Source organism: Aulosira sp. FACHB-615, assembly GCF_014698045.1.
Classification (GTDB): Bacteria; Cyanobacteriota; Cyanobacteriia; order Cyanobacteriales; family Nostocaceae; genus Nostoc_B.
In genome coordinates this window covers 356,109-378,299 of record NZ_JACJSE010000004.1, presented here as the reverse complement: position 1 = coordinate 378,299, position 22,191 = coordinate 356,109, and the positions used below count along the sequence as shown (strand labels likewise).

The 22,191-nt window shown below is 40.7% G+C and carries 26 protein-coding genes and 2 pseudogenes; 9 read left to right on the top strand and 19 right to left on the bottom strand.

Annotation, left to right across the window (positions count from 1 at the left end; genetic code table 11):
- The first annotated feature begins 208 nt into the window (after positions 1–208).
- Positions 209–1,975 (top strand): tetratricopeptide repeat protein, encoded by a 1,767-nt coding sequence (locus H6G77_RS08870; RefSeq protein ID WP_190871364.1) that lies wholly within the window; start codon positions 209–211, stop codon positions 1,973–1,975.
- 118 nt (positions 1,976–2,093) lie between these two features.
- Here the strand turns inward: H6G77_RS08870 and H6G77_RS08865 are convergent, their stop codons facing one another.
- Both H6G77_RS08865 and H6G77_RS08860 read right to left on the bottom strand, forming a co-directional pair.
- Entirely contained in the window at positions 2,094–2,414 is a 321-nt protein-coding gene (locus tag H6G77_RS08865) for a helix-turn-helix transcriptional regulator (protein WP_190871363.1), read from the bottom strand.
- Positions 2,415–2,573: 159 nt separating this feature from the next.
- Positions 2,574–3,326 carry a PAP/fibrillin family protein gene (locus H6G77_RS08860; protein ID WP_190670430.1) on the bottom strand — a complete coding sequence of 251 codons (753 nt, stop codon included), beginning with the start codon at positions 3,324–3,326 and terminating at the stop codon, positions 2,574–2,576.
- 138 nt (positions 3,327–3,464) lie between these two features.
- Here H6G77_RS08860 and H6G77_RS08855 point away from each other — a divergent pair, with 138 nt between their 5' ends.
- Positions 3,465–4,862, top strand: a complete 1,398-nt coding sequence (locus H6G77_RS08855; RefSeq protein WP_190871362.1) for a Rieske 2Fe-2S domain-containing protein — start codon at positions 3,465–3,467, stop codon at positions 4,860–4,862.
- Between the two features lie 147 nt (positions 4,863–5,009).
- On the opposite strand, the gene H6G77_RS08850 is transcribed toward H6G77_RS08855, so the two are convergent.
- From H6G77_RS08850 to H6G77_RS08840, 3 genes are read right to left on the bottom strand one after another with little or no spacing between them, the layout of a single operon-like run.
- A complete protein-coding gene (locus H6G77_RS08850) occupies positions 5,010–5,810 on the bottom strand; it encodes a hypothetical protein (protein ID WP_190593267.1) in 801 nt (266 codons plus the stop codon).
- An 8-nt stretch (positions 5,811–5,818) separates the two neighbouring features.
- The gene (locus tag H6G77_RS08845) at positions 5,819–6,442 is read right to left on the bottom strand and encodes a hypothetical protein (protein ID WP_199331419.1); all 624 of its coding nucleotides are present in this window, start codon (positions 6,440–6,442) and stop codon (positions 5,819–5,821) included.
- Between the two features lie 4 nt (positions 6,443–6,446).
- Positions 6,447–7,238 carry a TIGR04255 family protein gene (locus tag H6G77_RS08840; RefSeq protein WP_190871361.1) on the bottom strand — a complete coding sequence of 264 codons (792 nt, stop codon included), beginning with the start codon at positions 7,236–7,238 and terminating at the stop codon, positions 6,447–6,449.
- 353 nt (positions 7,239–7,591) lie between these two features.
- Here H6G77_RS08840 and H6G77_RS08835 point away from each other — a divergent pair, with 353 nt between their 5' ends.
- Together H6G77_RS08835 and H6G77_RS08830 are read left to right on the top strand one after the other, a co-directional pair.
- Positions 7,592–7,846 carry a hypothetical protein gene (locus H6G77_RS08835; RefSeq protein ID WP_190593265.1) on the top strand — a complete coding sequence of 85 codons (255 nt, stop codon included), beginning with the start codon at positions 7,592–7,594 and terminating at the stop codon, positions 7,844–7,846.
- Positions 7,847–7,849: 3 nt separating this feature from the next.
- Positions 7,850–9,094, top strand: a complete 1,245-nt coding sequence (locus H6G77_RS08830; protein ID WP_190593264.1) for a murein transglycosylase A — start codon at positions 7,850–7,852, stop codon at positions 9,092–9,094.
- 75 nt (positions 9,095–9,169) lie between these two features.
- On the opposite strand, the gene H6G77_RS08825 is transcribed toward H6G77_RS08830, so the two are convergent.
- Entirely contained in the window at positions 9,170–10,039 is an 870-nt protein-coding gene (locus H6G77_RS08825) for a DUF5895 domain-containing protein (protein ID WP_190593263.1), read from the bottom strand.
- A 239-nt stretch (positions 10,040–10,278) separates the two neighbouring features.
- Here H6G77_RS08825 and H6G77_RS08820 point away from each other — a divergent pair, with 239 nt between their 5' ends.
- Together H6G77_RS08820 and H6G77_RS08815 are read left to right on the top strand one after the other, a co-directional pair.
- On the top strand, positions 10,279–10,983 hold the full coding sequence (locus H6G77_RS08820; protein WP_190871360.1) for a Uma2 family endonuclease: 705 nt from the start codon (positions 10,279–10,281) through the stop codon (positions 10,981–10,983).
- 134 nt (positions 10,984–11,117) lie between these two features.
- Positions 11,118–12,287, top strand: coding sequence for a homocysteine biosynthesis protein (locus tag H6G77_RS08815; protein ID WP_190670426.1), 1,170 nt, complete (start codon positions 11,118–11,120; stop codon positions 12,285–12,287).
- Positions 12,288–12,401: 114 nt separating this feature from the next.
- Here the strand turns inward: H6G77_RS08815 and H6G77_RS08810 are convergent, their stop codons facing one another.
- Positions 12,402–13,421, bottom strand: a complete 1,020-nt coding sequence (locus tag H6G77_RS08810) for a hypothetical protein (RefSeq protein ID WP_190871359.1) — start codon at positions 13,419–13,421, stop codon at positions 12,402–12,404.
- A 375-nt stretch (positions 13,422–13,796) separates the two neighbouring features.
- On the opposite strand from H6G77_RS08810, the gene H6G77_RS08805 reads away from it, so the two are divergent.
- The 3 genes from H6G77_RS08805 to H6G77_RS08795 all read left to right on the top strand — a co-directional run bounded on the left by H6G77_RS08805 (position 13,797) and on the right by H6G77_RS08795 (position 15,782).
- Positions 13,797–14,675: a tetratricopeptide repeat protein gene (locus tag H6G77_RS08805; RefSeq protein ID WP_190670424.1), complete on the top strand. Its 879-nt coding sequence runs from the start codon at positions 13,797–13,799 to the stop codon at positions 14,673–14,675.
- Between the two features lie 346 nt (positions 14,676–15,021).
- Complete coding sequence (locus H6G77_RS08800) at positions 15,022–15,216, top strand: HigA family addiction module antitoxin (RefSeq protein WP_190593287.1); 195 nt, start codon at positions 15,022–15,024, stop codon at positions 15,214–15,216.
- Positions 15,217–15,446: 230 nt separating this feature from the next.
- On the top strand, positions 15,447–15,782 hold the full coding sequence (locus H6G77_RS08795; protein WP_190670423.1) for a XisI protein: 336 nt from the start codon (positions 15,447–15,449) through the stop codon (positions 15,780–15,782).
- A gap of 115 nt (positions 15,783–15,897) precedes the next feature.
- Here the strand turns inward: H6G77_RS08795 and H6G77_RS08790 are convergent, their stop codons facing one another.
- The 12 genes and pseudogenes from H6G77_RS08790 to H6G77_RS08735 form a co-directional block, all read right to left on the bottom strand.
- Positions 15,898–16,305: a VOC family protein gene (locus H6G77_RS08790; RefSeq protein ID WP_190593286.1), complete on the bottom strand. Its 408-nt coding sequence runs from the start codon at positions 16,303–16,305 to the stop codon at positions 15,898–15,900.
- 115 nt (positions 16,306–16,420) lie between these two features.
- Complete coding sequence (locus H6G77_RS08785) at positions 16,421–17,020, bottom strand: tRNA-(ms[2]io[6]A)-hydroxylase (RefSeq protein WP_190670421.1); 600 nt, start codon at positions 17,018–17,020, stop codon at positions 16,421–16,423.
- 143 nt (positions 17,021–17,163) lie between these two features.
- Positions 17,164–17,439, bottom strand: a pseudogene (locus H6G77_RS08780) (zinc ribbon domain-containing protein); the annotation flags it as partial.
- A gap of 377 nt (positions 17,440–17,816) precedes the next feature.
- Positions 17,817–18,194: pseudogene (locus tag H6G77_RS08775) on the bottom strand (SDR family NAD(P)-dependent oxidoreductase); the annotation flags it as partial.
- A gap of 163 nt (positions 18,195–18,357) precedes the next feature.
- Complete coding sequence (locus H6G77_RS08770) at positions 18,358–18,933, bottom strand: Uma2 family endonuclease (protein ID WP_190871358.1); 576 nt, start codon at positions 18,931–18,933, stop codon at positions 18,358–18,360.
- Positions 18,934–19,092: 159 nt separating this feature from the next.
- The gene (locus H6G77_RS08765) at positions 19,093–19,449 is read right to left on the bottom strand and encodes a DUF5615 family PIN-like protein (protein ID WP_190593255.1); all 357 of its coding nucleotides are present in this window, start codon (positions 19,447–19,449) and stop codon (positions 19,093–19,095) included.
- Positions 19,446–19,691 (bottom strand): DUF433 domain-containing protein, encoded by a 246-nt coding sequence (locus H6G77_RS08760; protein WP_190593254.1) that lies wholly within the window; start codon positions 19,689–19,691, stop codon positions 19,446–19,448. Before H6G77_RS08760 ends, H6G77_RS08765 begins: the two co-directional genes overlap by 4 nt.
- Before the next feature lie 363 nt (positions 19,692–20,054).
- Positions 20,055–20,384, bottom strand: a complete 330-nt coding sequence (locus tag H6G77_RS08755) for a type II toxin-antitoxin system PemK/MazF family toxin (RefSeq protein WP_190871357.1) — start codon at positions 20,382–20,384, stop codon at positions 20,055–20,057.
- On the bottom strand, positions 20,368–20,565 hold the full coding sequence (locus H6G77_RS08750; protein ID WP_190871356.1) for a hypothetical protein: 198 nt from the start codon (positions 20,563–20,565) through the stop codon (positions 20,368–20,370). Before H6G77_RS08750 ends, H6G77_RS08755 begins: the two co-directional genes overlap by 17 nt.
- Before the next feature lie 10 nt (positions 20,566–20,575).
- Positions 20,576–20,728 (bottom strand): hypothetical protein, encoded by a 153-nt coding sequence (locus H6G77_RS08745; protein WP_190871355.1) that lies wholly within the window; start codon positions 20,726–20,728, stop codon positions 20,576–20,578.
- Positions 20,729–20,792: 64 nt separating this feature from the next.
- The gene (locus H6G77_RS08740) at positions 20,793–21,590 is read right to left on the bottom strand and encodes a hypothetical protein (protein ID WP_190871354.1); all 798 of its coding nucleotides are present in this window, start codon (positions 21,588–21,590) and stop codon (positions 20,793–20,795) included.
- A gap of 282 nt (positions 21,591–21,872) precedes the next feature.
- A complete protein-coding gene (locus tag H6G77_RS08735) occupies positions 21,873–22,184 on the bottom strand; it encodes a HigA family addiction module antitoxin (protein WP_190871353.1) in 312 nt (103 codons plus the stop codon).
- Between the last annotated feature and the right edge of the window lie 7 nt (positions 22,185–22,191).

Sequence of the window (22,191 nt, the reverse complement as noted above, 5' to 3'; positions counted from 1 at the left end):
TTATGTAACTAAATTCTGTGTGAGGATTTAAGTAAGTCGGTGGAAATAAACCAAAGTATATTACGAAGCGTAAATATCCTGGAAACACTTACAAATGACCAATGACCAATAACAAATGACAGCCCTCACTAGTTATTTTTAATTTCACCGACCTGCTTAATTGATTATTGTCGGTAACATTAAATATTTTTGAAAAATTTTAAAAAATATGAGACATTTTTATGATACTCAGCCAACACAAAAACAAGCTATTAATAAGGGGATAAGTAAAGCAGTTACATCCAGCAGCATTATCGGGGGACTAACGGCAGTTTTTGTATTAGCAAATTCGTTAGTACCAACAACTTTGTTTGCCCAAGAAAAATTAGAAATTAAAGACTTTGACTATTGGGCGAATTTTTGTAAGTTGTTGGGAGAGGAAAAGAAATATGATGAAGCGATCGCAGCTTGCAATCAAGGTATTTCTATCAAACCCGACGAACCAGAAATTTGGATTACCCGTACAGAAATTCTACTCCAGCAAGCCAAGTATAGTGAAGCCTTAGTATCAGCCGATCGCACCTTGCGCCTGCAACCCAAATATTCTTTAGCTTTAGCGCAAAGATGTGAAGCCTTATTAAATTTAAACAAAACTGCCGAAGCGATCGCCGCTTGTGATTTAGCCTTACGTTCTGATGGTAACTGGGGCAATCATACAGAAGTTGTAGCCTTATATAACCGGGCTTTAGGGCAAAGTAAATTAGGACAATTAGACGCAGCAATTACCTCCTATAATCGCGCCTTAGAAATTCATCCCGACAATTCATTAGCCTTAGTCGGGAATTGCCAAGCATTATCAAATTTAAACAGATTCAGTGAAGCGATCACCGCTTGTGACGCAGCCATTAAAGTTAATAAAAATTGGGGTGATACTACACCTGCAATTGCTTGGTATACTAAAGGCTTGGCACAGAAAAAAAACGGACAATTAGAAGAAGCGATCGCCTCCTTTGATCAAGCCGTAGCCATGAATCCCAAAGATGCAGATATTTGGTTAGAACATGGTAGAGCATTAGCAGCCATTAGTAAACCAGAACAAGCGGCAGTTTCATACCAATTTGCTGTCAAACTAATTCCTAATTATGCTTTGGCTTTAGCCAGTCAAAGTGCCAGTTTCAACAAATTAGGCAAATTTAAAGAAGCACAAGCAGCCGCCGAACAAGCACTACAAGGGGATAGTCGCTGGGGTGATGTTAGCCCCGCCTTAGCTTGGCAAGAAAGAGGAATCGCCCTAGCCGGATTAGGAAATTATGAAGAAGGATTAGCCTCAATCGAAAGAGCGATCGCCCTCAATCCCAACTATGCTGAAGCATGGAATAATCGTGCCGCAACTCAATGGTATTTAGGCAGATATTCTGATGCAATTGCCAGTAGCGATCGCGCCACCGAAATCAATCCCAAATATGCCCAAGCATGGTTTAATAAAGGCAGAATCCTCAAAACCTTAGACCGCTATTCCGCATCCCTAGCAGCTTATAATAAAGCCTTAGAAAATGTGGGCAAATTCACAGATCAATCACTCATAGCCAATATTTGGGCTAACAGGAGTGTGGTTTTGTGGCATTTATCGAGAAATCAAGAAGCCTTGGTATCTGCGGATAGAGCGATCGGTATTAACCCTAATTTACCCCAAGGATGGTACAACCGAGGCATCGTTTTATTTAATTTAGCTCGATATAATGAGGCGATTAATGCTTATAACCAAGCCAGTACTTTAGCTCCTATGGATGCAAATATCTTAGCAGGTAAAGGCGTTGCCTTATTAAGATTGGGTAAATTAGAAGATGCCGTCAATACTTTTACCGCCACCTTACAACTTGATCCCAAAAATGCCTTAGCATTAGCTAATCAACCCATTGCCCAACAAAAATTGCAAGCACAACAAGAACAACTAAAACCTAAATTACCAGTTGTACCAGATACTAAAGTGCGTTAATCCTAATATCCAGTTTCAGTCTTCTAATTTGTACTAATTCGTAGTGTTCAGATACCCGACTTCTTGAAGAAGTCGGGTATCTTGCTTCTCTACAAAAATAACAAGTTCTGAGTAGAAACTAATCACAACAAGAACGTACAGATGATATCAAATTATGCTGACTATAACCTGCTAAATACTGTTCTAAAACACTAAATTGGGGAATATTTAAACTGTAATAAATCCAACGTCCTTCTTGACGAGAATTAACTAAACCAGCGTCCTTCAAAGTTTTGAGGTGAAATGAGAGTTTTGATTGACTAACATTCAAAGCATCGCATAAATCACATACACAAAGTTCTTGCTGTTGCAATAATTCCAGCACATTAATCCGTAACGGATCGGAAAGTGCATGAAAGCCCGCAGCAATTAAATTTGGAACAGTAGAGGGAGTTTGCATGAGGATGAGTGGGAGTGGGGAATAGAAATATTGTAAGAATCCAGGAGTCAGAATGTTGGTATATTTTGTAAAATTATTCTGGCTCAACAGATGAATAGTTGTGAATTGCTATTAAATTCTGACTTCTGACTCCTGAGTTCTGAATTCTTACAAAATATGCTATTGCCTTTCACATACTAAAATCATTTCCTTTTCGCCACAAGTGATTCGCAACTCCTCATCAAGATAGAGAATTTCTAGCCGACCTTTAGGCGATCGCTCCATGATAAACTTAGCTTCTCCAGTCTCAGAATTAATTCCTTGTGGCGGAACCAGCCCAAACATTAATTTAAACAAACCAAACATCAAACTGTCTTTAAAACTGCGTTTGACATTTTGACTCTGCTGACCAAAAATTGTTCGCCATTCATCCATTTTATTTGGGTCTTTTGGTGCTAAAATCCCTCCAGTAAATTTGACTTGTAGCGCCGTATCACTAATTGGTTCACACACACTCAAATTCCGCACAACCCCCGATATTTGTGGGTAATTTTCATCAACCGTTGTAAATTCCACAACAATATCATGACTACGCTGTTCGCCATTTCCTAATAAAAAAATAGGTTGTGAAACTCGGTCAATTACTAATTTTAGTGTTGTCGGCTGAAACATATTAAACGCCAGACGACCAAGAGTGTAGACAAACTTACCATTTCCCAACCGTTTACCGCCCGGAAAATTAGGCGCACTAATTAATACCCAATTACTATCTAATAGCTTACCTTTACGAGTTGGTGCTGGATTTGGGTTAACAAGTCGCAAATTTTCAATAGCAGCAATTACCGTTTCGTCCTTAGTGTTACCACCACAAGCAGCCAATATCTGACGTAAAGCTAGTTTCGCCTTTACACATTCTCTTGTATCTACTGCCATAGCGTTGAAATTCTTTTATGCAACTGCTTGTTAATCTAGACCATTGGCTGATTTCATGTTGCTTGCCTGCCATCTTCTTTAAAAAATTGTTACATTTTTGGTGGGTAGACAACTATTACTTGAAGCATCTCACTCATTATGTCCAACAGCTTGTTAGAGCCATTATCCCCAACAACCACAGAAAATTTACCTGCTGGTGGACTAGACCCAGAACGCTTTGATTGGTTAGAAGTTTGGTATCCTGTCCACTATGTTGCAGATTTAGATAAATCCCAGCTAACACGCTTCACCTTACTAGAGCGAGACTTAGTTTTATGGTGGGATAACAATGAACAAACTTGGCGGGCTTTTGAAGACCAATGTCCCCACCGTTTAGCGCCACTTTCCGAAGGCAGAATTAATGAAGATGGACGGCTAGAATGTCCTTATCATGGTTGGGCATTTTCGGGAACAGGCAAATGTGAAAGCATTCCCCAACAAGTACCAGGCGGAAAAGCCGAAACATCTCCCCGCGCCTGCGTAAAATCATTTCCAACCACAGTCAGACAAGGGTTATTGTTTGTTTATCCTGGTCAAGCTGAGAATGCTGCCAAAATACAGGTTCCCATCGTTGATGTTTTAGAAGAAGATACAGATGGCTGGGTTTGTCTGAATACCTTTCGAGACTTACCTTATGATGCTTTGACATTAATGGAAAATGTTCTCGATTCCAGCCACATTCCTTATACTCATCATCGCACCGTTGGCAACCGCGCTAATGTTGCGCCAGTCGAATTAGAAATTGTCGAGTCTGGTAAATGGGGCTTTAAAGGACTTTGGCAAGAAGGCCCCCGCAAAGGCACTTTAGGCAAACAAGATACTACCTTTATTGCGCCGGGGTTGATGTGGCATGATCTCACCTCCAAGCAATTTGGTAGAACATTAACAGTCGTTTACGCAACTCCCATCCGTAAAGGAGAATGTCGTTTATTTGCCCGTTTTCCCTTTAAGTTCTCATCAAAATTACCAGGATTATTTCTGAAACTCACGCCTCGCTGGTACTCTCATCTAGGGCAAAATGGCGTACTCGAAGATGACCAGATTTTCTTACATCACCAAGAACGTTATTTAGAACAAAAAGGTGGCACTGATAACTTTAGCAAAGCATTTTATTTACCAACTAAAGCGGATATTTTTGTATTTCAATTGCGTTCTTGGGTCAAGCAATATTGTGCAGAATCATTTCCAGGAAAAACCTTACCACCGCCACTATCCAAAGCAGCTTTATTAGATAGATACCATTCCCACACCAAACATTGCAGCAGTTGTCGAACTGCCCTAAAAAACCTCCAAAGGTTGCGTTTAGGAGTAGTGATAGCAACCGCATTAATTTGGAGTTTGTTGTCTTTATCAGTATTATTTCCCGGTGATATTTCTCATATCACGGTCATTATTGCCAACTTAGCTGTATTACTTGGTGGCGGAATTTGGTTTGGTTTAGGCAAGTTAGAAAAGCAATTTTATCAAGGGCGAGAAATTCCACCGCGAAATATGTAGCAAAACAAGGTAGGTTGGATGGAGCAACAGCGAAACCTAACAAGGTTTTGATAATGATTCTCGATCGCACTTTATTCTGCTATCTATTCCAATCCTGGCAAGGTTAGCTGAACTGCTGATGATTTTGAGGCGGCAGGGTAGTTACAACTAAATCACTGGGTCTGGAGGCTCAGTGCGATAGCTTAAGTGTTCAAGATGATATTCAACTGTATCACGCATATCGCGAACCGTGAATTCCATTTCAGAAACCGCTTCGCAACTGCATAGAATCACCGTGCCACAATTCTTTGTCTTTTCTAAAAGTTTCGGAAATTCCGTTTTCAGGTTTTGTACAATTTCTTGAGCTATCGTGCTGTATTCCTCCTTATCAGTGACATAAACAACGTATAGCCTGAGTTCATAGGGTTCTTCGGAAGGAAGTTCATGTTCGGGGTCATAGGACAGACGGAAAAACAATATTCCAGAAGAATTTTGCTTGCCTTTCTTATCAATGTGTTTAAGAAATTCACGAAGCCGATCAACAAGGCTGTTCGGTAGAGCATGGCGGCGATATCTAGCTGCCAACCAATTCTGAAGAATCTGCCGAGAACGAGGAGTAAGTCCATAAGATTCGTCAGGCTGCACTGCTTCAAGCGTATTTTTGTCTAATATGAATCTTTCTGGCGCGAGCAGCTTAAGGAAAACAGGGGTTTCACCATGTGTGTATTCCAGGTGTAGAGTGCGGGGGTTTTTCCCATGTGTATAATTTCCATCGCACTCCTCTAGAATACGAGCAAATATAAATTCTACAGTTGGCTCAACATCTAGATTGTCATTGGCGATATCGCAATCATGAGATATTGCTATAGCCAGATCAGCATCAGGTACGTCGCTCAAACCTACTGCCTGAAAGTCTTTCTGCGCCAGTACGCTACCCTGCCGCCAGGATGTGTTTCGAGACCAAGGCATTGCTCGCACTAACTCCTTTCATAGATAGACACAGGAAACTCACTCAATACATCATCGAGCGATCTCAGGTGTTTACCAGATCCCTTAGATTCACGCCGGGTCTGAGCTTCTCTATCAGCTATTGCCTTGAGAGTTGGTAAAAATGTTATTGGGTCTTCATCTGTCTTGAGTATGTCGAGCAAGGAACGCCCATTTAAAATTGGACGATGCACCAGTTTATCTAGACGGATGATGTTTGCGTGATTAAATTTGTCTGCGGCGCGAGATAACTGCTGAATACGTATTACAGCTTCTTCTTTTGGCTCTTGTCCTGCCAGCCAAGCATAGACAGTAGGACGAGTGACCCCAAGAACAGAAGCCAGATCAGACATATTTACAGAAAATACATCACGGATATTGGCAACATGAGCAGCAGGGGAGCGTGTATCAATATGCTTGGACTGAGAAGGTTCGATATGTATACGTGGATCATAGACCCATCTGTTTAACTCGGTAGCACTTTGAGCAGTCAAAATACCACCTGTGCCTGGCGTTAAAACTGGTGGATCAATTAACTTGATAGCTGGATGAAAATTATTGGTCTTTTTATCTTGAACAGGAGAGGAGGGATAAGGTTGTATTGTTATAGTCATAGTCTTAAGCCCACTTTTCTCTAGCGTATTCAGTCACCGAAACATTGAAAGCATTGGCGATGATGTCGTGCGCCTTCAAAAGCTGATCTTCAATTTCTTTAAGGTCAAAGCTGTCTCGTCTAACGACGAAATAATCAGTATCTAACACGGCATTTCGCCCATTAATCTCTGTGAATCGGGGTTTCAGCTTGAGCTGTAACAACATCAAGTCAGGTGACAAAGCTAATCCCCCATCCGTAATCAATGCTCTAGCAACCAAATTACCAGACCCGATAGTTGTGACCGTCTCAGTAAAGCTATGATTTAGACTACCTTGTAAGCTTGGAGAAAATCCAAGCAAAGATGGACTCAAGTATTGTTGGAGAGTATCATTATCCATCGGCACAACAGCGTCAAGATAACGAAGTCCAATCCTTTCAACATAAGCCAGTTCAACTATTTCATGTACCAAACTTAAGCCAGATATGGTTTTGTTCAAAAAATCTGCAAAGGTCTCGTATCTAGTAGTGTGAAAAACCAAGGCATTCGAGAGCAATACGTATCCTTCGGTACATTCAGTATTCGTGAAACTCCAGCGCCTATGTGGTATATGACGAACATCAGGTTGTGATTCGTCTAGTCGGCGAATTTCGAGTTCAACTTGATTTTCGTCGCGGAAGTCAGGGAACCCACTTCGGCGCAGGCGCTCCTGCAAATGGGCAACATAATCCGACATTTGGGTAATTGGGTTAAATTGAACCTGAGCCAATGTGTAGAACACGGGCGCAAGAGTCATTTTCGACGACGTTGCTGTCATATACCCCGCAAGGATTTCATGGTTCTACTTTACATCTCATTTTACACTTTTACGGACTGAAATTATATAAATAAAATTTTGGTTTAGCTTAACGGTTAAAAATTGAGGAAACGTCTCTACATGGTTTTGGGTTTGACTCCTTATTATTCCCAGCCTGCACAGAGATTTCCAGGAACAGGTTCAACTATTGGCCGTCTAGAGGGACAATAAAAGTCAAGACTTAGGAGTAGTAGCTCATGGTTAATTAATGCAAAACTCTCCGGATAGCTTTTCTTGCTCCCGTATGCTTACCCTTTTCATTCTGGGGTGACGTGGTTAACATGGGTTGAACATATTTTTAATGATTCAACTTTATGCCTAGAACACCGAATGAGTACGCTGTACACCTGTTGCTGGAAACTGGTCATCGTGAAGAAGTGCGGTTTCCAACTATTCAAGAATTTCAAAAATGGTATAGTGGCGAACTAGTACCCAAGTCTACCTCGAATGATTTTATCAGTGTACCGATCAAGAATATTCAGGGAGAGTATATGGTTGTCCGCCCATCTCGGATTGTGGCAATCCGGGTAGAACCACTGTTTAGTTCTAGTGTTGAAAGATTCGACTAAATCATGAGAAAAACCCTTGCTTTGGCTTCTTTGAGTCTAGGAATTGCCCTTGTTAACACAATTTGGCCAGCTGTTGCTCAAGTTCCGACGACGATACCATTACCTGTACCGTTACCTACACAGCCAAGCACTCCCCCTGAGTTCCAATTACCACTCGAACCTGTAGAAATTAGTGATACTTGTACTCCTGTATCTACTTGTTTGGGATGGGATGATCAAATTTTTGGTCGTCCAGGCAAAAGTGGCGATCGCAAAGCTCTTTTAGCGGCCATTGACAATAGTTTAGATTATTTGGCAAAAGATAAAGCGATCGCCGCCTATCAAGATTATCCGGTGCCAGGAATTACCCGCGATCGCGTGCGGCGCAGTTTACTGCGTTTCCGGCAATTAGTCACAACAGCCAAATCTGCCAGTCAACTCAGAACAGCCGTTCAGCGAGAGTTTGTGTTTTACAAGTCTGTTGGCAATGATGGCAAGGGTACTGTTAAATTTACTGCTTACTATGAGCCTATTTATCAGGCCAGTCGCGTTAGAACTTCTATATATAAGTATCCCCTTTATCGACTACCGCCAAATTTTGACCAATGGGCTAAACCTCATCCAAAACGCATTGAGTTGGAAGGCAAAGATGGTTTACTGGGAAATAAAAGCCAGTTGCGCGGTTTGGAATTGTTGTGGTTCCGCAATCGCTTAGACGCATACATGGTACATATCCAAGGTTCTGCCCAAATCAGGTTAACCAATGGCAAAACTACTTCTGTTGGTTACGCTGGCGGTACTGACTATCCTTGGACTAGCATCGGCAGAGAACTCGCCAAAGATGGCAAACTGCCCCTAGACGGCTTAACCATGCCACGCTTGATTAGTTTCTTCCAGCAAAATCCCTTAGAGTTAAATAATTATTTGCCTCGTTGGGAACGCTTTGTGTTCTTTAAAGAAGCTCCAGGGAGAAAAGCCACTGGTAGTATTAATGTGCCGGTGACAGCAGAACGTTCCATTGCGACTGATAAATCGCTGATGCCTCCTGGCGCACTAGCACTAATTAATGGTACATTCCCCTATCCTGCTGCTGGTGGCAAATTACAACCGCGTACTGTCAGCCGTTTTGTCTTAGACCAAGATACAGGCAGTGCGATTAAAAGCCCAGGCAGGGTAGATTACTTTATGGGAACTGGTAAACTAGCAGGCGATCGCGCTGGAATTACAGGTGGCAATGGTTCACTATATTATTTGCTACTCAAAAACTAGGGAGTAGGGAATTGGGAGTAGGGAATGGGGGAAGAAAAATTACTTACTCCCTACTCCCCACTCACAACTCCCCACCTAATATGGTGGATAACCAAAATCATCTTCATCAGCGTAAATATAGGAACTAGAAACACCAGCCATAACTGGTTTACTGGTTTCTGTTCTCACTGGTTCCTTACCAAATTCTTTGTATTCTTCAAAATACTTGCAAATAATTGCTGACTCAGGCGCATCAGAAGCAATCAAGTATTGTGTTAATGTTCCCACTGTTGGATGCTTGTAATCTACAGTCGAAGCAACCAACACAGTATTCGGCTCAATTCCTCTTTCTTCGCACTCAATTATCGGGCAGAATATCCCATGCGCGTGGAACAAAGGGCCTTTTGGTGTTAATGGTTGTTTACGATATACAGCATAAGCTTTTTCTAATTCGGCAACAAAACCACTCACCACTTTGCCTTGTTGAAACTCACAATAGGTTTTGCTGAAACTTGCTCCGGCTGCACCATTCAGGGTTAATTGTAGTGGCAAGTCATGTAAAAATTTCTTATCTTCACTGACTAAGAAAATTAAATAGCGCGTAAAAGTTTTAAACTTCAGTTTATCCGCTAAAAAAGCATCATAATTTTCTTTGAGCGTACCTAACTTCAGCCCTGTTTCCCGGTCTTTGACTGACAAAGGGCCTCGGCGCACTATCACCAAGCGCGGAGTAGTAGTCATAAAAACTGTTTCGACACCAGAGCTAAATTCATGCTCTACTTGCTGCCAATTTTCATCCGGCTGAAAACCCACAGCATTAGCATTATCTAACTTGATGGCGAGACCATAAGTTTGCATCCCATCAGTGCCATACCGAGGATTAATCATCTGACACCAAGGGATGACTTGAGAAGGCGGCGCATTAAATTTTTCGTCCTCAAAGTCGAACTTAGCAGATGCTTTCATCGTTTTAGGCTGTAGGTAAGTTTTACTATCCAAGTTAATTGTTATGCGCTGATGTGGGAATCGTATCTCCCATTTGTACCATCCAAATGGTACATTCTGCACATTATGAAGTAGATTTTAACAAGAGGGACTTGGGGCTAGAGATTATTATTTTTACTCAGAACTCAGCACTCAGTACTCAGCACTTTCAACCTAGACGCTAAAATAAACCCATCACTACCAGATGCAGTCATCTCCTCATGTCCCTTGCTAAAGAACTAGACGCTCCTCAAGCAACCCCAGAAGATGTTATCTTTCCTCCAGGTGATTTATACAGCGACGAACCTCCCTTGGAAACAGAACTGCATCTCCGGCAAATAATTTTACTTTTTAAATGCTTAGAGTGGTTGTGGCGAGACAGAAACGATTTCTACGCGGCTGGAAATCTAACTATTTACTACAGTTGGAATAAACGCAAAGATGAACACTTCCGGGGGCCAGATTTTTTTGTCGTGCTGGATACAGAGCGTCGCACTCGCAAAAGTTGGGTTGTTTGGGAAGAAGAAGGGAAATATCCTAACGTAATTTTAGAAATTCTTTCAGAATCAACGGCAAAAACCGATAAAGATTTAAAGAAAAAACTATACCAAAATACTTTCCGCACACCTGATTATTTTTGGTTCGACCCAGAAACTCAAGAATTTGCCGGATTTCATTTAGTTGATGGTCAATACCAAACCCTAGAACCCAATGCTCAAGGACATTTGTGGAGTCAGCAGTTGGGTTTATACTTGGGTATTCATGAAGGACTATTGCGATTTTTTACTCCAGTCGGTCTATTAGTTCCAACGCCAGAAGAAGCCGCCGAATTTGAATGTCAGCAAAAAGAACTAGCGCAAGCACGAGCCGAAAAGTTAGCAGCAAAACTGCGGGAATTAAATATTGACCCAGAAACAATTGATTAATCGGGAATAGGTGATAGGTTACAGGTGATAGTAAAGGTTACTGGGCGACTTGTACCGAGCGTTCGCGCAGCGTCTCCGTCAGGAGAAGTCGAGGTAAGTCGAAGTACACCCTTACACCCCTAATTTTGATTATTATGCGAACGATCGCCGAAATTAACGAGAAAATCAGCCGCCAGCGTGCAGTAGTTTTAACAGTTGAAGAAGTCAAAGCCAGAGTTGTAGAAGTTGGTGTCAGCAAAGTTGCCAAGGAAGTTGATGTGATTACCACCGGCACATTTGAGCCAATGGAGTCTAGTGGTGCGATTCTTAATCTCGGACACACTGACCCCCCGATTAAAATTCGCCGTTGTTGGATAGATGGCGTACCTGCATATACAGGTTTTGGGGCGGTAGATTTATACTTGGGTGCTAGTTGTGCCGTGGAGACGATGGACGGTGAGGAAATCCGCGAACGTGGCGGTGGTCATGTGATTGAAGATTTGATTGCCGGGAAACAAGTACAAGTCAGGGCGCAAGGACAAGTTACAGATTGTTATCCACGGGCAACATTTGAAACTACCATTACCCGTGACACTATCAATCAATTTTATTTATTTAATCCGCGTAACCTTTATCAAAATTTTATCGTGGGTGTGAATGGTGGCGATCGCCCACTTTTTACTTATCTCGGCCCTTTACAACCTCATCTTGGTAACGCCGTCTACTCTAACCCTGGGGCAATTTCTCCCCTATTTAACGACCCCGATTTGCAACTCATTGGCATTGGGACACGGATTTTCTTAGGTGGCGGTATCGGCTATATCGCTTGGGAAGGAACGCAACACTTCCCCTTACAAAAGCGGTTAGCTAATCGTACACCCATTGGCCCGGCTGCTACCTTAGCCTTAATTGGTGATGCTAAACAAATGTCAGCCAGTTGGGTACGTGGTTGCTACTTTAAAAGTTATGGCCCTTCGTTGATGTTGGGTGTGGGGATACCATTCCCCGTATTAAACGAAACTGTCGTTGAACACTGTGCAGTGCAGGATAAAGATTTAGTCGCGCCCATCGTCGATTTTTCCATTCCCCGGCGCGTGCGTCCGACCTTTGGGTTGGTGAGTTACGCCCAACTGAAATCCGGGCGACTCACCATTGAAAATAAAACTGTGCGTGCTGCACCTTTAGCTAGTATGTCCTTATCTCGGCAAGTCGCCCTAGAGTTAAAACAATGGATTGCAGCTGGCACTTTTACCCTCACAGAACCAGTCGCCCCCATTCCAATGGAGCGATCATTTTTGCCCCAAGATCGTTGGACAGATTTTTAGTTTTGAGTGCTGAGTGCTGAGTGCTGAGTGCTGAGTACTAAGAGTCAGTAATTCAGCTTTATTTAGTACCGCAGGCACTCTCTTAACTCAGCACTCAGCACTTTCAACTCAGCACTACTCTTGCGGTGGCTTTTGTTTTTTAATGGGCTTAGGAACTGGAGCAGATGATTTTGGCAGAGGTTTGGACACTGCTGAGGCTTCACCGCCGCCGATCTTTTTGACTGGACGTGGGCTGGAACTGTCTCCAGGGCTACGTCTGGGCGGGAATGGTCGGCGACCACCGCCACCACCGCCACCACCACGGAAACCACCAGGGCCACCTCTTTGGGGTGGTCGGCGTTTTTTGGGTAAATCCGCGATCGCTTCTGCTGTTTCTATGGCTAATAAGTCACCATCTCGTTTGACTTGGAAATCCCAAAACTTGCCCACAGCTTTAGTCGCTAGGACACCTTTGAGTTTTAATTTAAAGTATTTGGGTTTTTCATCTTGTTTGCGAGCAGCCTGCTTAATTTTGACAACTAAATTTTTGTCATCAAAAGATTGGTAAACTACTTCGCCACGCACAGAAAAACCACCATCGGGAATATCTGATGAAGCTTTAATGTCGCTTTTATCTGTTACAGCAGCATCGGCTTGAGGCAATTCATCATCGGCCGAATCTTGTGCTTGCTGTTTGGCTAAATTTTCGGGTTCCCATACACCCACAATTTGCAGATGTAAGGCATCGGTTTCTTGCTTAGTACGGGGATAAACTACCCAGAGGTGATTTTTTTCTAAATCAAGGTGATTCTTGACTAAGCTCATAATTCGACCGAGGAGAACAGCTTGGATTTCCACACCATCCGCAGTCAGGAGCGTACCTTGAGTAAACTGTTCACTGCTTGCAATGTAGCGACCCCGGACTAATCCGATCGCTCTGTACTGCATTGGTTCGCTGGGTGGTGGAATTGGTTGCTGTCGATTGGCTAAATGAGCATCGTTGACAATCTCACTAGGATCAGTAGACGAATTTTCCGATTCAGAAACAGTAGCTACTACTGTTGTGACATCAAGAGCCGTATCTGTTTCGGTTTCAGGTTGATTGGACTCAGGCAAATTAGAAGATTCAGGCGAAGGCATCAGGTCGGAATTCATAAAAACTCCTTGCGGCGGAGACACATCCCATTGTGGGATTTTACTAAAGCAACTGGAAAGCGCGTTTGTGCGGCTGATGAAAGTATATTGTGTTCCACCAAGACACACGACAACGCCAAATACAATTCCAAAAACGCTAAATTTACATTTATACTCTAAATGTTTAATCTAGCGTCTAGACACTAGTTTCGGAAGCATATCATAGGTAAAACTCTGACGGCTCCCCCTAAAGTCATCAATTACTTTAGCAGTGTAAATAGTTATTTGTTATAAAATTCACAGACAATTGGCGGTATTCCGCAAAGTTTTGGAAATTTTCACTTTCCAATTTGTGTCAATGATAATGTCATTAGAGTTCTGGAGAATTACAAAACTGTGTCTGAAGCGCGTAATCGTTGGATAGTCCGGGTTATCTTGGCATTAGCAGTTCTGATGTTTGTGGGTGTATCTATAGTTCCTATTATTAGCGCATTCAATAGCCCGACATCGACAAACCAGAATGCTGCAAATCCTACAGGTAACTTAGCTTCCTCTGACCAAAAAACAAAATTGCAAGATGAAGTACGGGGTTATGAACTAGTTTTACAACGGGAACCTGAAAATCAAACTGCCCTGAAAGGTTTATTACAAGCACGTTTACAACTTTTAAGCTTGAATCAAGGTGATGTTCAAGGAGTAATTGCCCCTTTAGAAAAACTAGCTAAACTCAATCCTGAAAGATCAGAATATGGAGTCCTCCTCGCTCAAGCCAAACAGCAAATTGGCGATAAAGAAGGAGCCGCCCAAGCATATCGCACAATTTTGGATACTAAACCAGGCGATTTAAAAGCTTTACAAGGTATGGTAGCACTGCTCTTAGACCAAAAACGCCCGGAAGCTGCGATCGGTCTATTACAAGAAACTTTAAATAATGCTACCCAAGCTAATACCATTCAGCCCGGAAGTGTGAATGTAGTTGCTGTGCAAGTGCTACTAGGCAATGTCTATGCAGCCCAAAAACGCTTTCCTCAAGCGATGAATGTCTATGACCAAGCGATTAAAAAAGATCCCAAGGATTTTCGCCCTGTCTTAGCTAAAGCCATGCTGTTGAAGGAACAAGGCAAAACTACTGAAGCTAAACCTTTGTTTAGTAATGCAGCCAGTTTAGCGCCTGCTCAATACCGAGACGAAATTAACAAAGCTGCAACCGCTTCCCCAACTCCTCCGCCTGCTGCATCTGCCCCACCTGCACCTGCAAGTACTCCCAAACCTTAAAATATTGGGTGGTTTAAGATAACTGTAAAAAATAAATGTTTTGGGGTTTCTCTAGCAGGAACCCCTAATAAATGCAAAAATTCCAATCAGGAGAAATAAGTGGTACGCCCACCCATTCACCCAGGAGAAATTCTTGGGGATGAAATCACAGAACTTGGTATGACCGCAAGTGATTTAGGGGAGCATCCCACTTTTTTGTATGTCATTGCGAACGCAACGAAGTGAAGTGAAGCAATCGCAAAGTCTCGCACTAAGAACAAAACCATGCGATTGCTTCGTCGTCCCTCCTCTCTGCGAGACGCTACGCGAACGCAATGACTTTTATTCTTTAGTTGCTAAATAAAAACTGGGATGCACCCGTGATTTAGCTCGTGTTCTCCATGTTCCTAAAAACCGGATTACCGAAATCATCAACGGAAAAAGAGGGATAACAGCTGATACAGCTTTACGATTAGGTCAATATTTTGGAACTGGTGGAGAATTTTGGCTAAATCTTCAGAAGAACTATGAGTTGAGGTTAGCTGAACAAACTGTAGGCTAGGAAATTCAAGAAAATATAGCAATCCTAAAATTCAAGAAAATATAGCAATTCTAAATGATATACCAACATCTCTCTACCTTGTCTCCTTTATCTACCTTGTCTACCTTGTCTCTTTTGTTCATTTCTCAAATAGGACTGCTATATGAATATTAAGAATTACCGCGCTTGTTAATTCAACGCTATCAAGTGCGATTGATTATTTTTTCTCCAGATGAGGAGGCGATTATCAAATGGCAAAAGTAGAACAATATCGACAACTTATTCAAGAGCTTTTACAAGCTTATAGCGAAATTAAAGCTAGTAATGAAGAAGTAGACGCTGAAGTTATTTTTGATCAAGAGCGCGATCGCTATCAACTAGTTCATGTCGGCTGGTCTAATAAACGGCGTGTATATGGTTGTGTTTTACACTTAGATATTAAAAACGAAAAAATCTGGATTCAGCACGACGGTACTGAAGGTGGTATTGCTGATGAACTGACTAGCCGAGGTGTGCCTAAACAAGATATTGTCTTGGCTTTTCATTCTCCTTTTAAACGACAATTTACCGAGTTTGCAGTCGGCTAATACCATTTTGAATTGTGAAAGAACTTATTAGTCAGCCTTTCTGCACTCCATCTGTAGATAATTATTTTCCAAATGGTTATTACAAATGACGAAGGACAAATGACAAATGACAACCTTAATTCACCGTCCCTAAATTACTAAAAATTTCAATTAAATTACCATCGGGGTCACGAAAATGAGCAGTGCGGAGTCCCCAAGCTGGACGGTCTAAAGGTTGGGTGACAATTACAACGTTGCGTTCTTTGAGTTTTTCGTATACTTCATCAACGTTATCAACGGCAAAAATCAAAGCCATTTTATTATGACAATCTGAGGCTGAAGGTAAATAAGCACTGGGAATTGCTTCAGCCATGAAATCTTTTCTAAATAAGGCTAACTTGAGGTTATCTCCAGTGTGTAACTCAGCATAGCCACTATTTTCATCCCCCCAATCAATCCAAAAGCCTAATACGTCACGGTAGAAGAAGAAACAATCTTTATAGTTGTTTACTAACAGCCTGATATGTGTTAACTGAAGCATGATAAATAAGATGTCTATTAGTGAATATATAGCCGTAGTCACTGAGGTTAGCACAGTATTAATTTCTTAAGACCTTGAATTTAACTGGTTAATACTCAGCACTCAGCACTTTGCTTGACTAACTGTGTATTCTCGGCTCTGGATGCAAGTTTACCAGGATATCGCTTTCAACAATTGCTAACTCATCAAGTCTTTGCTGAACGATTTCACGCTCAAAGTAAGTATCTGCTAAAACCCAGTATGTACCAAAGTGTCTGGCTTCTGATGCCATTAAGCCTTTATAAAATTTCGCTAATTCTGGTTCAGGACAATGTGTGGCTAACAGTCCTAGTCTTTCGTGACTGCGGGCTTCTATTAAGCCGGTGACGAGTAAGGAATCTAAAAAACGGTCTGGTTCGTTGGGACGGACTGCGGCTTTTAAACCTGCACCATAAGGAGGCGGCGATAAGGGTGCAAGGGGAATGTTGCGACGTTCTAGCCACTGGTTGACGAGTTCAAAGTGTTCTAATTCTTCACGGGCGATCGCAGTTAATTCCCTGACCATTTTAGTATTAGAAGGATAGCGAAACATAAAATTTAACGCCACCCCGGCGGCTTTGCGTTCGCAGTGGGAATGGTCAAGCAAAATAATATCTAAATTTGCGATCGCTTGTTCGACCCAAGCATCAGAGGTGGGTTGCTTGAGGGTGTTGATAGTCGGTAATCCAGAAGTAAGCACAGGCTAAAACAATAAAAATGGCAATCCTGCTGAGTATCCCAGCAACTCGATTTTGACATACTCCCCGGCGTGAAAGCACGGGGATTCTAGGCTCAAACAGCGATTGCAGGCGTAGCCCGACTTACATCACCTAACCCGATGGTTCATGCCCCAACCATTTCAATCACTTGAGATGCGTTCTCATCCCTTGCGTTCACGGATTGGCAAGATGGGCAACGCCATTCTCTCATAGATAAATCCAAATCTTCTAGAACATGGCCACAACTAGCACAAGTCTTACTGGATGGATACCACTGGTCGATAAACACAACCAATTTATTTTTCTTCTTAGCAACCCATTCCAGGATTTGTAGAAACTCGCCAAACGCCAGATCCGAGATTTTCCTACCCCAAAGACGTTGCATTCCCTTGAGAATCAAATATGTAGGCGAAGAATAACAAATTTCTATTGAATCTTGACAAAATTTTAAGTAAATCACCAAAGCATAGTAATTTTCCTATGTTGTTACAGAAACATTGTGGTTGAAGTTTATCAATCCTACTTTCCTAGGAGAAATTATCTATATGCTTTGGTGCTTTTTTAGCGGATATTTCCGCCATAAGGGTAAAAGTAAAGGGCTTATAAAGAATATAATAGCCCTTTAGAAATTACTGTATCAGCCCGCACAATTTTTCGAGATTACTGAATAAATTTTGTCTAGCGATCCCCATGTCAAGAAAATTGTATATTTTCACCAACTTTGCCTGATTAATTATCGTGAATTCTTTGTATCGATTCATAACTAAATACAAAATTTTACCAAGCAATTGGTTGGCGATCGCGGAAAAATCCTCCATTAGAACCATCATCTGGAAGGGTTGCCAGCCATACGATTGTGTCAACGCCTTGTTCTGGTGTACGTGGTGCATTTGCGCCACCCATATCAGTTTTTACCCAACCAGGATAAACAGAATTAACTAATATATTTGTGCCAGTTAATTCACTAGCAAAAATTCGGGTGACGGCATTTAAAGCTGTTTTAAAAATACGGTATCCAGGGAAACCTCCCTCCATATCTGTTAACTGTCCCATCCCTGAAGAAACATTCACTATTCGTCCATAATTATGTTCTTTCATTAAGGTAATTAATGCTTGAGTAACACGCACTACACCAAAAACATTTGTATCAATTGTTGTGTTAGAGCAATTGATAGTGTAGCGATCGCTGATATGATGATGACACGGTTAGCGATACCTCCGATAAGCTTCCCTAACGCCTGTCTTTCTGTTTGTAAAATATATAAAAGCAAAAAGTAATTCTTTGTATACTAAACATTATTCATAATCAAAAAATCAATTACCAAATTCTTCCCAAATTCAAAACAAAACCATTTAAAATATCTTCCCCTGATACTGTAACAGGAGATTCCAAAAGCTCAAATTCCTTACCTTGTCTATAAATTTCTACCTGACGAGATTTACGATTAATTAATAAACCTAACCGCACACCATTGTCTATATATTCCCTCATCTTTTCCTGTGCAACCTTCAAACTATCACTTGGGGAAAGTAACTCAATTACAAAATCAGGACAAATAGGAGGGAACTTTTCTTTTTCTACATCTGTTAAAGTATTCCATCTTGACAACTTTATCCAAGCAGCATCAGGAGAACGGTCTGCACTATTAGGTAATTTAAAACAAGTAGAAGAATCAAAAGCTATGCCAGTACCATCAGCATCAGTCCAATTCATTACTTGTTGAGTAATTCTCGCATTTTTATTACCGGTTTCTCCTCCCGTAGGCGGCATAATAATTAATTCTCCAGTTGCGCTGCGTTCAAATTTCAAGTCCTTATTTGCTTGACATAGATTAAAAAATTGCTCATCTGTCAGTTCCAATACTGGTTTGAGATTGACTGTAAAAGCATTCATAGCAATATTCCAGATTAAATATTAAAGCAGCAATTATATTCGCCTTAGATACTATTCTATATTCCATTACCCCGTTGGCAACAAGCGATCGCACCTCTCCACAATCCTAAATGCGATCGCTCGTCTTCAACAGAGTAAAATACACTTTATTTTCAGTATTCAATTCTCCAGCCTACGAATGCGAATTGCTGTTGGTGAAATAACAGTAAAAGCTCCCAGTAATTCAGAGTGGTGTTGATTAATAGCATTGGCAATAATCTCTGATTTGCTGATTGTAGATAACCCTGCTAATCGAGTTAAGATAACACCTGATGCAATACGACGTAAGCGGAAAACTAACTCACCAAAATCTTTGTCTGATGTTAATAATATTGCTTCTTCTTGGTTAGCCAAATCCAGCACTACATCATCTGAAATTCCTGGCTCCATTTCAGCAACGTACCACACTAAATGGCCATCTTGACGCAAACGCTCAACAATCGGCCAATCTAAATTCTCGTCTGCTAGAAACTTCAAGAAACGTTCTCAACAATCGGATAAATCACATCATATCGTAAAGCCTCAGCCGCAAATGCCAAAGCTGCTTGAATTGCTTCGCGTGTTAGTCGCGGATGTGATTCTAATATTTGTTCTGGGGTTTCACCAGCAGCTAATTTTTCTAGAATTAACTCAACAGTGATGCGCGTACCTGCAATTACAGGTTTACCCATCATTACTTTTGGGTCGGATACAACTATTTGTTTAAGCGGTTTTTGCATTGTATTGGCTCATCGCTTGCTTTCTATATCATGCCATTAATAACTTACGATACTTAATGTAAGCTAATGCTTGTATGGCTAAATGCGTGATACCTATCGTAAGATACACAACATATACTAACGCATTGAGTAATTACAATAATAAACCAGATATCAAATACTGTTTTTAGATAAAATATACTGTTTGTGCAATTGAGTGTATCTTCTCTACTATGTCTAACAGCGAGCGCACTCTACATTCCCAAAAGCGATAGCCTGTTTGTCAAAATGAGCGATCGCACTCCACATTACCAAATGCGATCGCCTGATTAAAATATTCAATCTTCAGTTTTGAGATATTGCCATAAATAATGGTATTTTGTATTACAGTCCTAACCAACCTTTTAAGGATTGCTCTAACCATTCAGCATCAGCATCAGCTAACTTACCGATTACTTTTACAACCAAGCTTCTATGGACTGTATATAATCCTCTTTTAACTGCTGTTGCTACATTTAGTCCTGCGGCTTTCCATTCAGACAACACAAACTCGCCTTCTAATAATGCTTCAGTTTTGCTTGTCAAAGGCGTAATAAAAATATCTTGAGAAATGTGTTGCGTACTGACTACAATAGCAGGTCTAACTTTTGAAGTTGACAAATCTGAAAAGGGATACTGAACTAAAATGATGTCATTTTTAGAGTAGTTGAGCATAGACATCATCCTCAGTATTATCCCAAACTGCATCTAATGATTTTTGACTAGCTTGAAGCCAAAATTCATTTTCATCATCAGGAAGCAACGTCACTAGAACTTTTGTTCCTTCTGGTAATTCCGCAGACTCTAGCAGCTCTATTTTTCCTTGTCTGACAGTAGCCCAAAGTGTTTTTAGCATAGCCTTATTTCTAATATATAGTTGCTGATTCTATGATGATACGGTAAGCGATCGCCTGTTTGTCATGATGAGCGATACCTACGGTAAGCTTCTCTACGAGACGCTGCGCGAACGCTAACGCCTGTTTTTCCAGATGAGCGATCGCACATCTCAACCTTCTCAAAGCGATCACCTTTTTTTCAAGATGAGCGCATTCTACACAATATTAATGCGATCGGACTATCTATTTATGAATTTGGTTCATTATCTTTAATAATTCCTGCTGTTTTAAGACAATCAACAATTATTGTAAATATTTTACAAGCAGGTAAAACTAATTCTAAATCCTCTGGATATAACTGCTGAAATAATTCAATTGACTCTCTAATAATATTGTAAAAAATAATAAGATGTATTTCATAAAGATTCTTAGCGATATTTCCGTTAAAAATAGGTGTAATCGAGGCTGCACTGAAAGTATCTCTATTAACTGAATGTAAAACAGATAGAATATCTGGTTGAGATATATGACCTATTTGATTCATATCACCATAATGTAGCTTAAATGTAGGAGGCGCATATTTAACATTTGGAGTCTGACCATCTTTATCAACTCCTTTTTTAATCTCATTAATACGAGTAATTATTTCAATTTCTTGCTTTATAGCCACAGATGCTTTAACGTATTGTCCTTCTGAAATCATTTTTTCAGTATATAATTCCCCTTGGTAAAATATACTTATAAGTTGTAATATTTTTCCTAATTGTTCATTTGTATTTCCAGGACTACCTGCTTTATAAACTAGTAAATCTGTCATTGTTGTAATCATTAATAAACGAGTTTCTATTAGAATTTTTCCATATTGCTGCTCTGATTTTAATCTAATTGATTTAGATATTTTTATCCAATCATTGGTAATTTGTTGACCAAAAGATATAGAATTTTGCTTCAAAGAGTTAGTATCTTCAAGATTTTTTATGATTTTATTAATTTTTTTCAATCTCTTTTGATGAGCTACTTTTTTACTAAAGCCTTTGAACGCCATAAATAATATCTCTAATAGGTTTTTATATTATAATTAAAATATTTAAAGGGATACGGCAAGCAGTATCCCCAAAACTTTATGCTATTTATACAAATTGAAAGTTTTTACTCAATCCCTTCAATGCGGTCTTCAACTTCTTGGTACAACTCGCGGAGGCAGTCTAAATTCTCCTCGATAGTTTCCCAATAACCGCGCCCATTCACTTCCAAAAATGTTGATACCATCTTGCGGAAAGAATGGGGTTGAGTTTCATCAAGCTTTTCTGCATTTCTGCATTTTATTCTAAACCAGAGCTATAACTTGCTCATATTCTTCCTGATGGTTTTGCAAAGCATCCCAAATATCAACTTTTTGCTGAAGATTGAGCCAAAGTCTTGGCCCGTTTCCTAAAGCTTTACCAAGACGGATTGCTATATCTACCGTAATTGCTCTTTGACCATTAATAATTTCATTAACTATTTGATTAGATACTCCTAAAATTTCTGCAAATTTCGTGCTATCAATATCTAAATCATCTAGAATATCTGCAATTACTTCACCAGGATGTATTGGTCTTACTAATCTATCTTGAGTAATATCTTGCCAGTTATTCATAATCAAT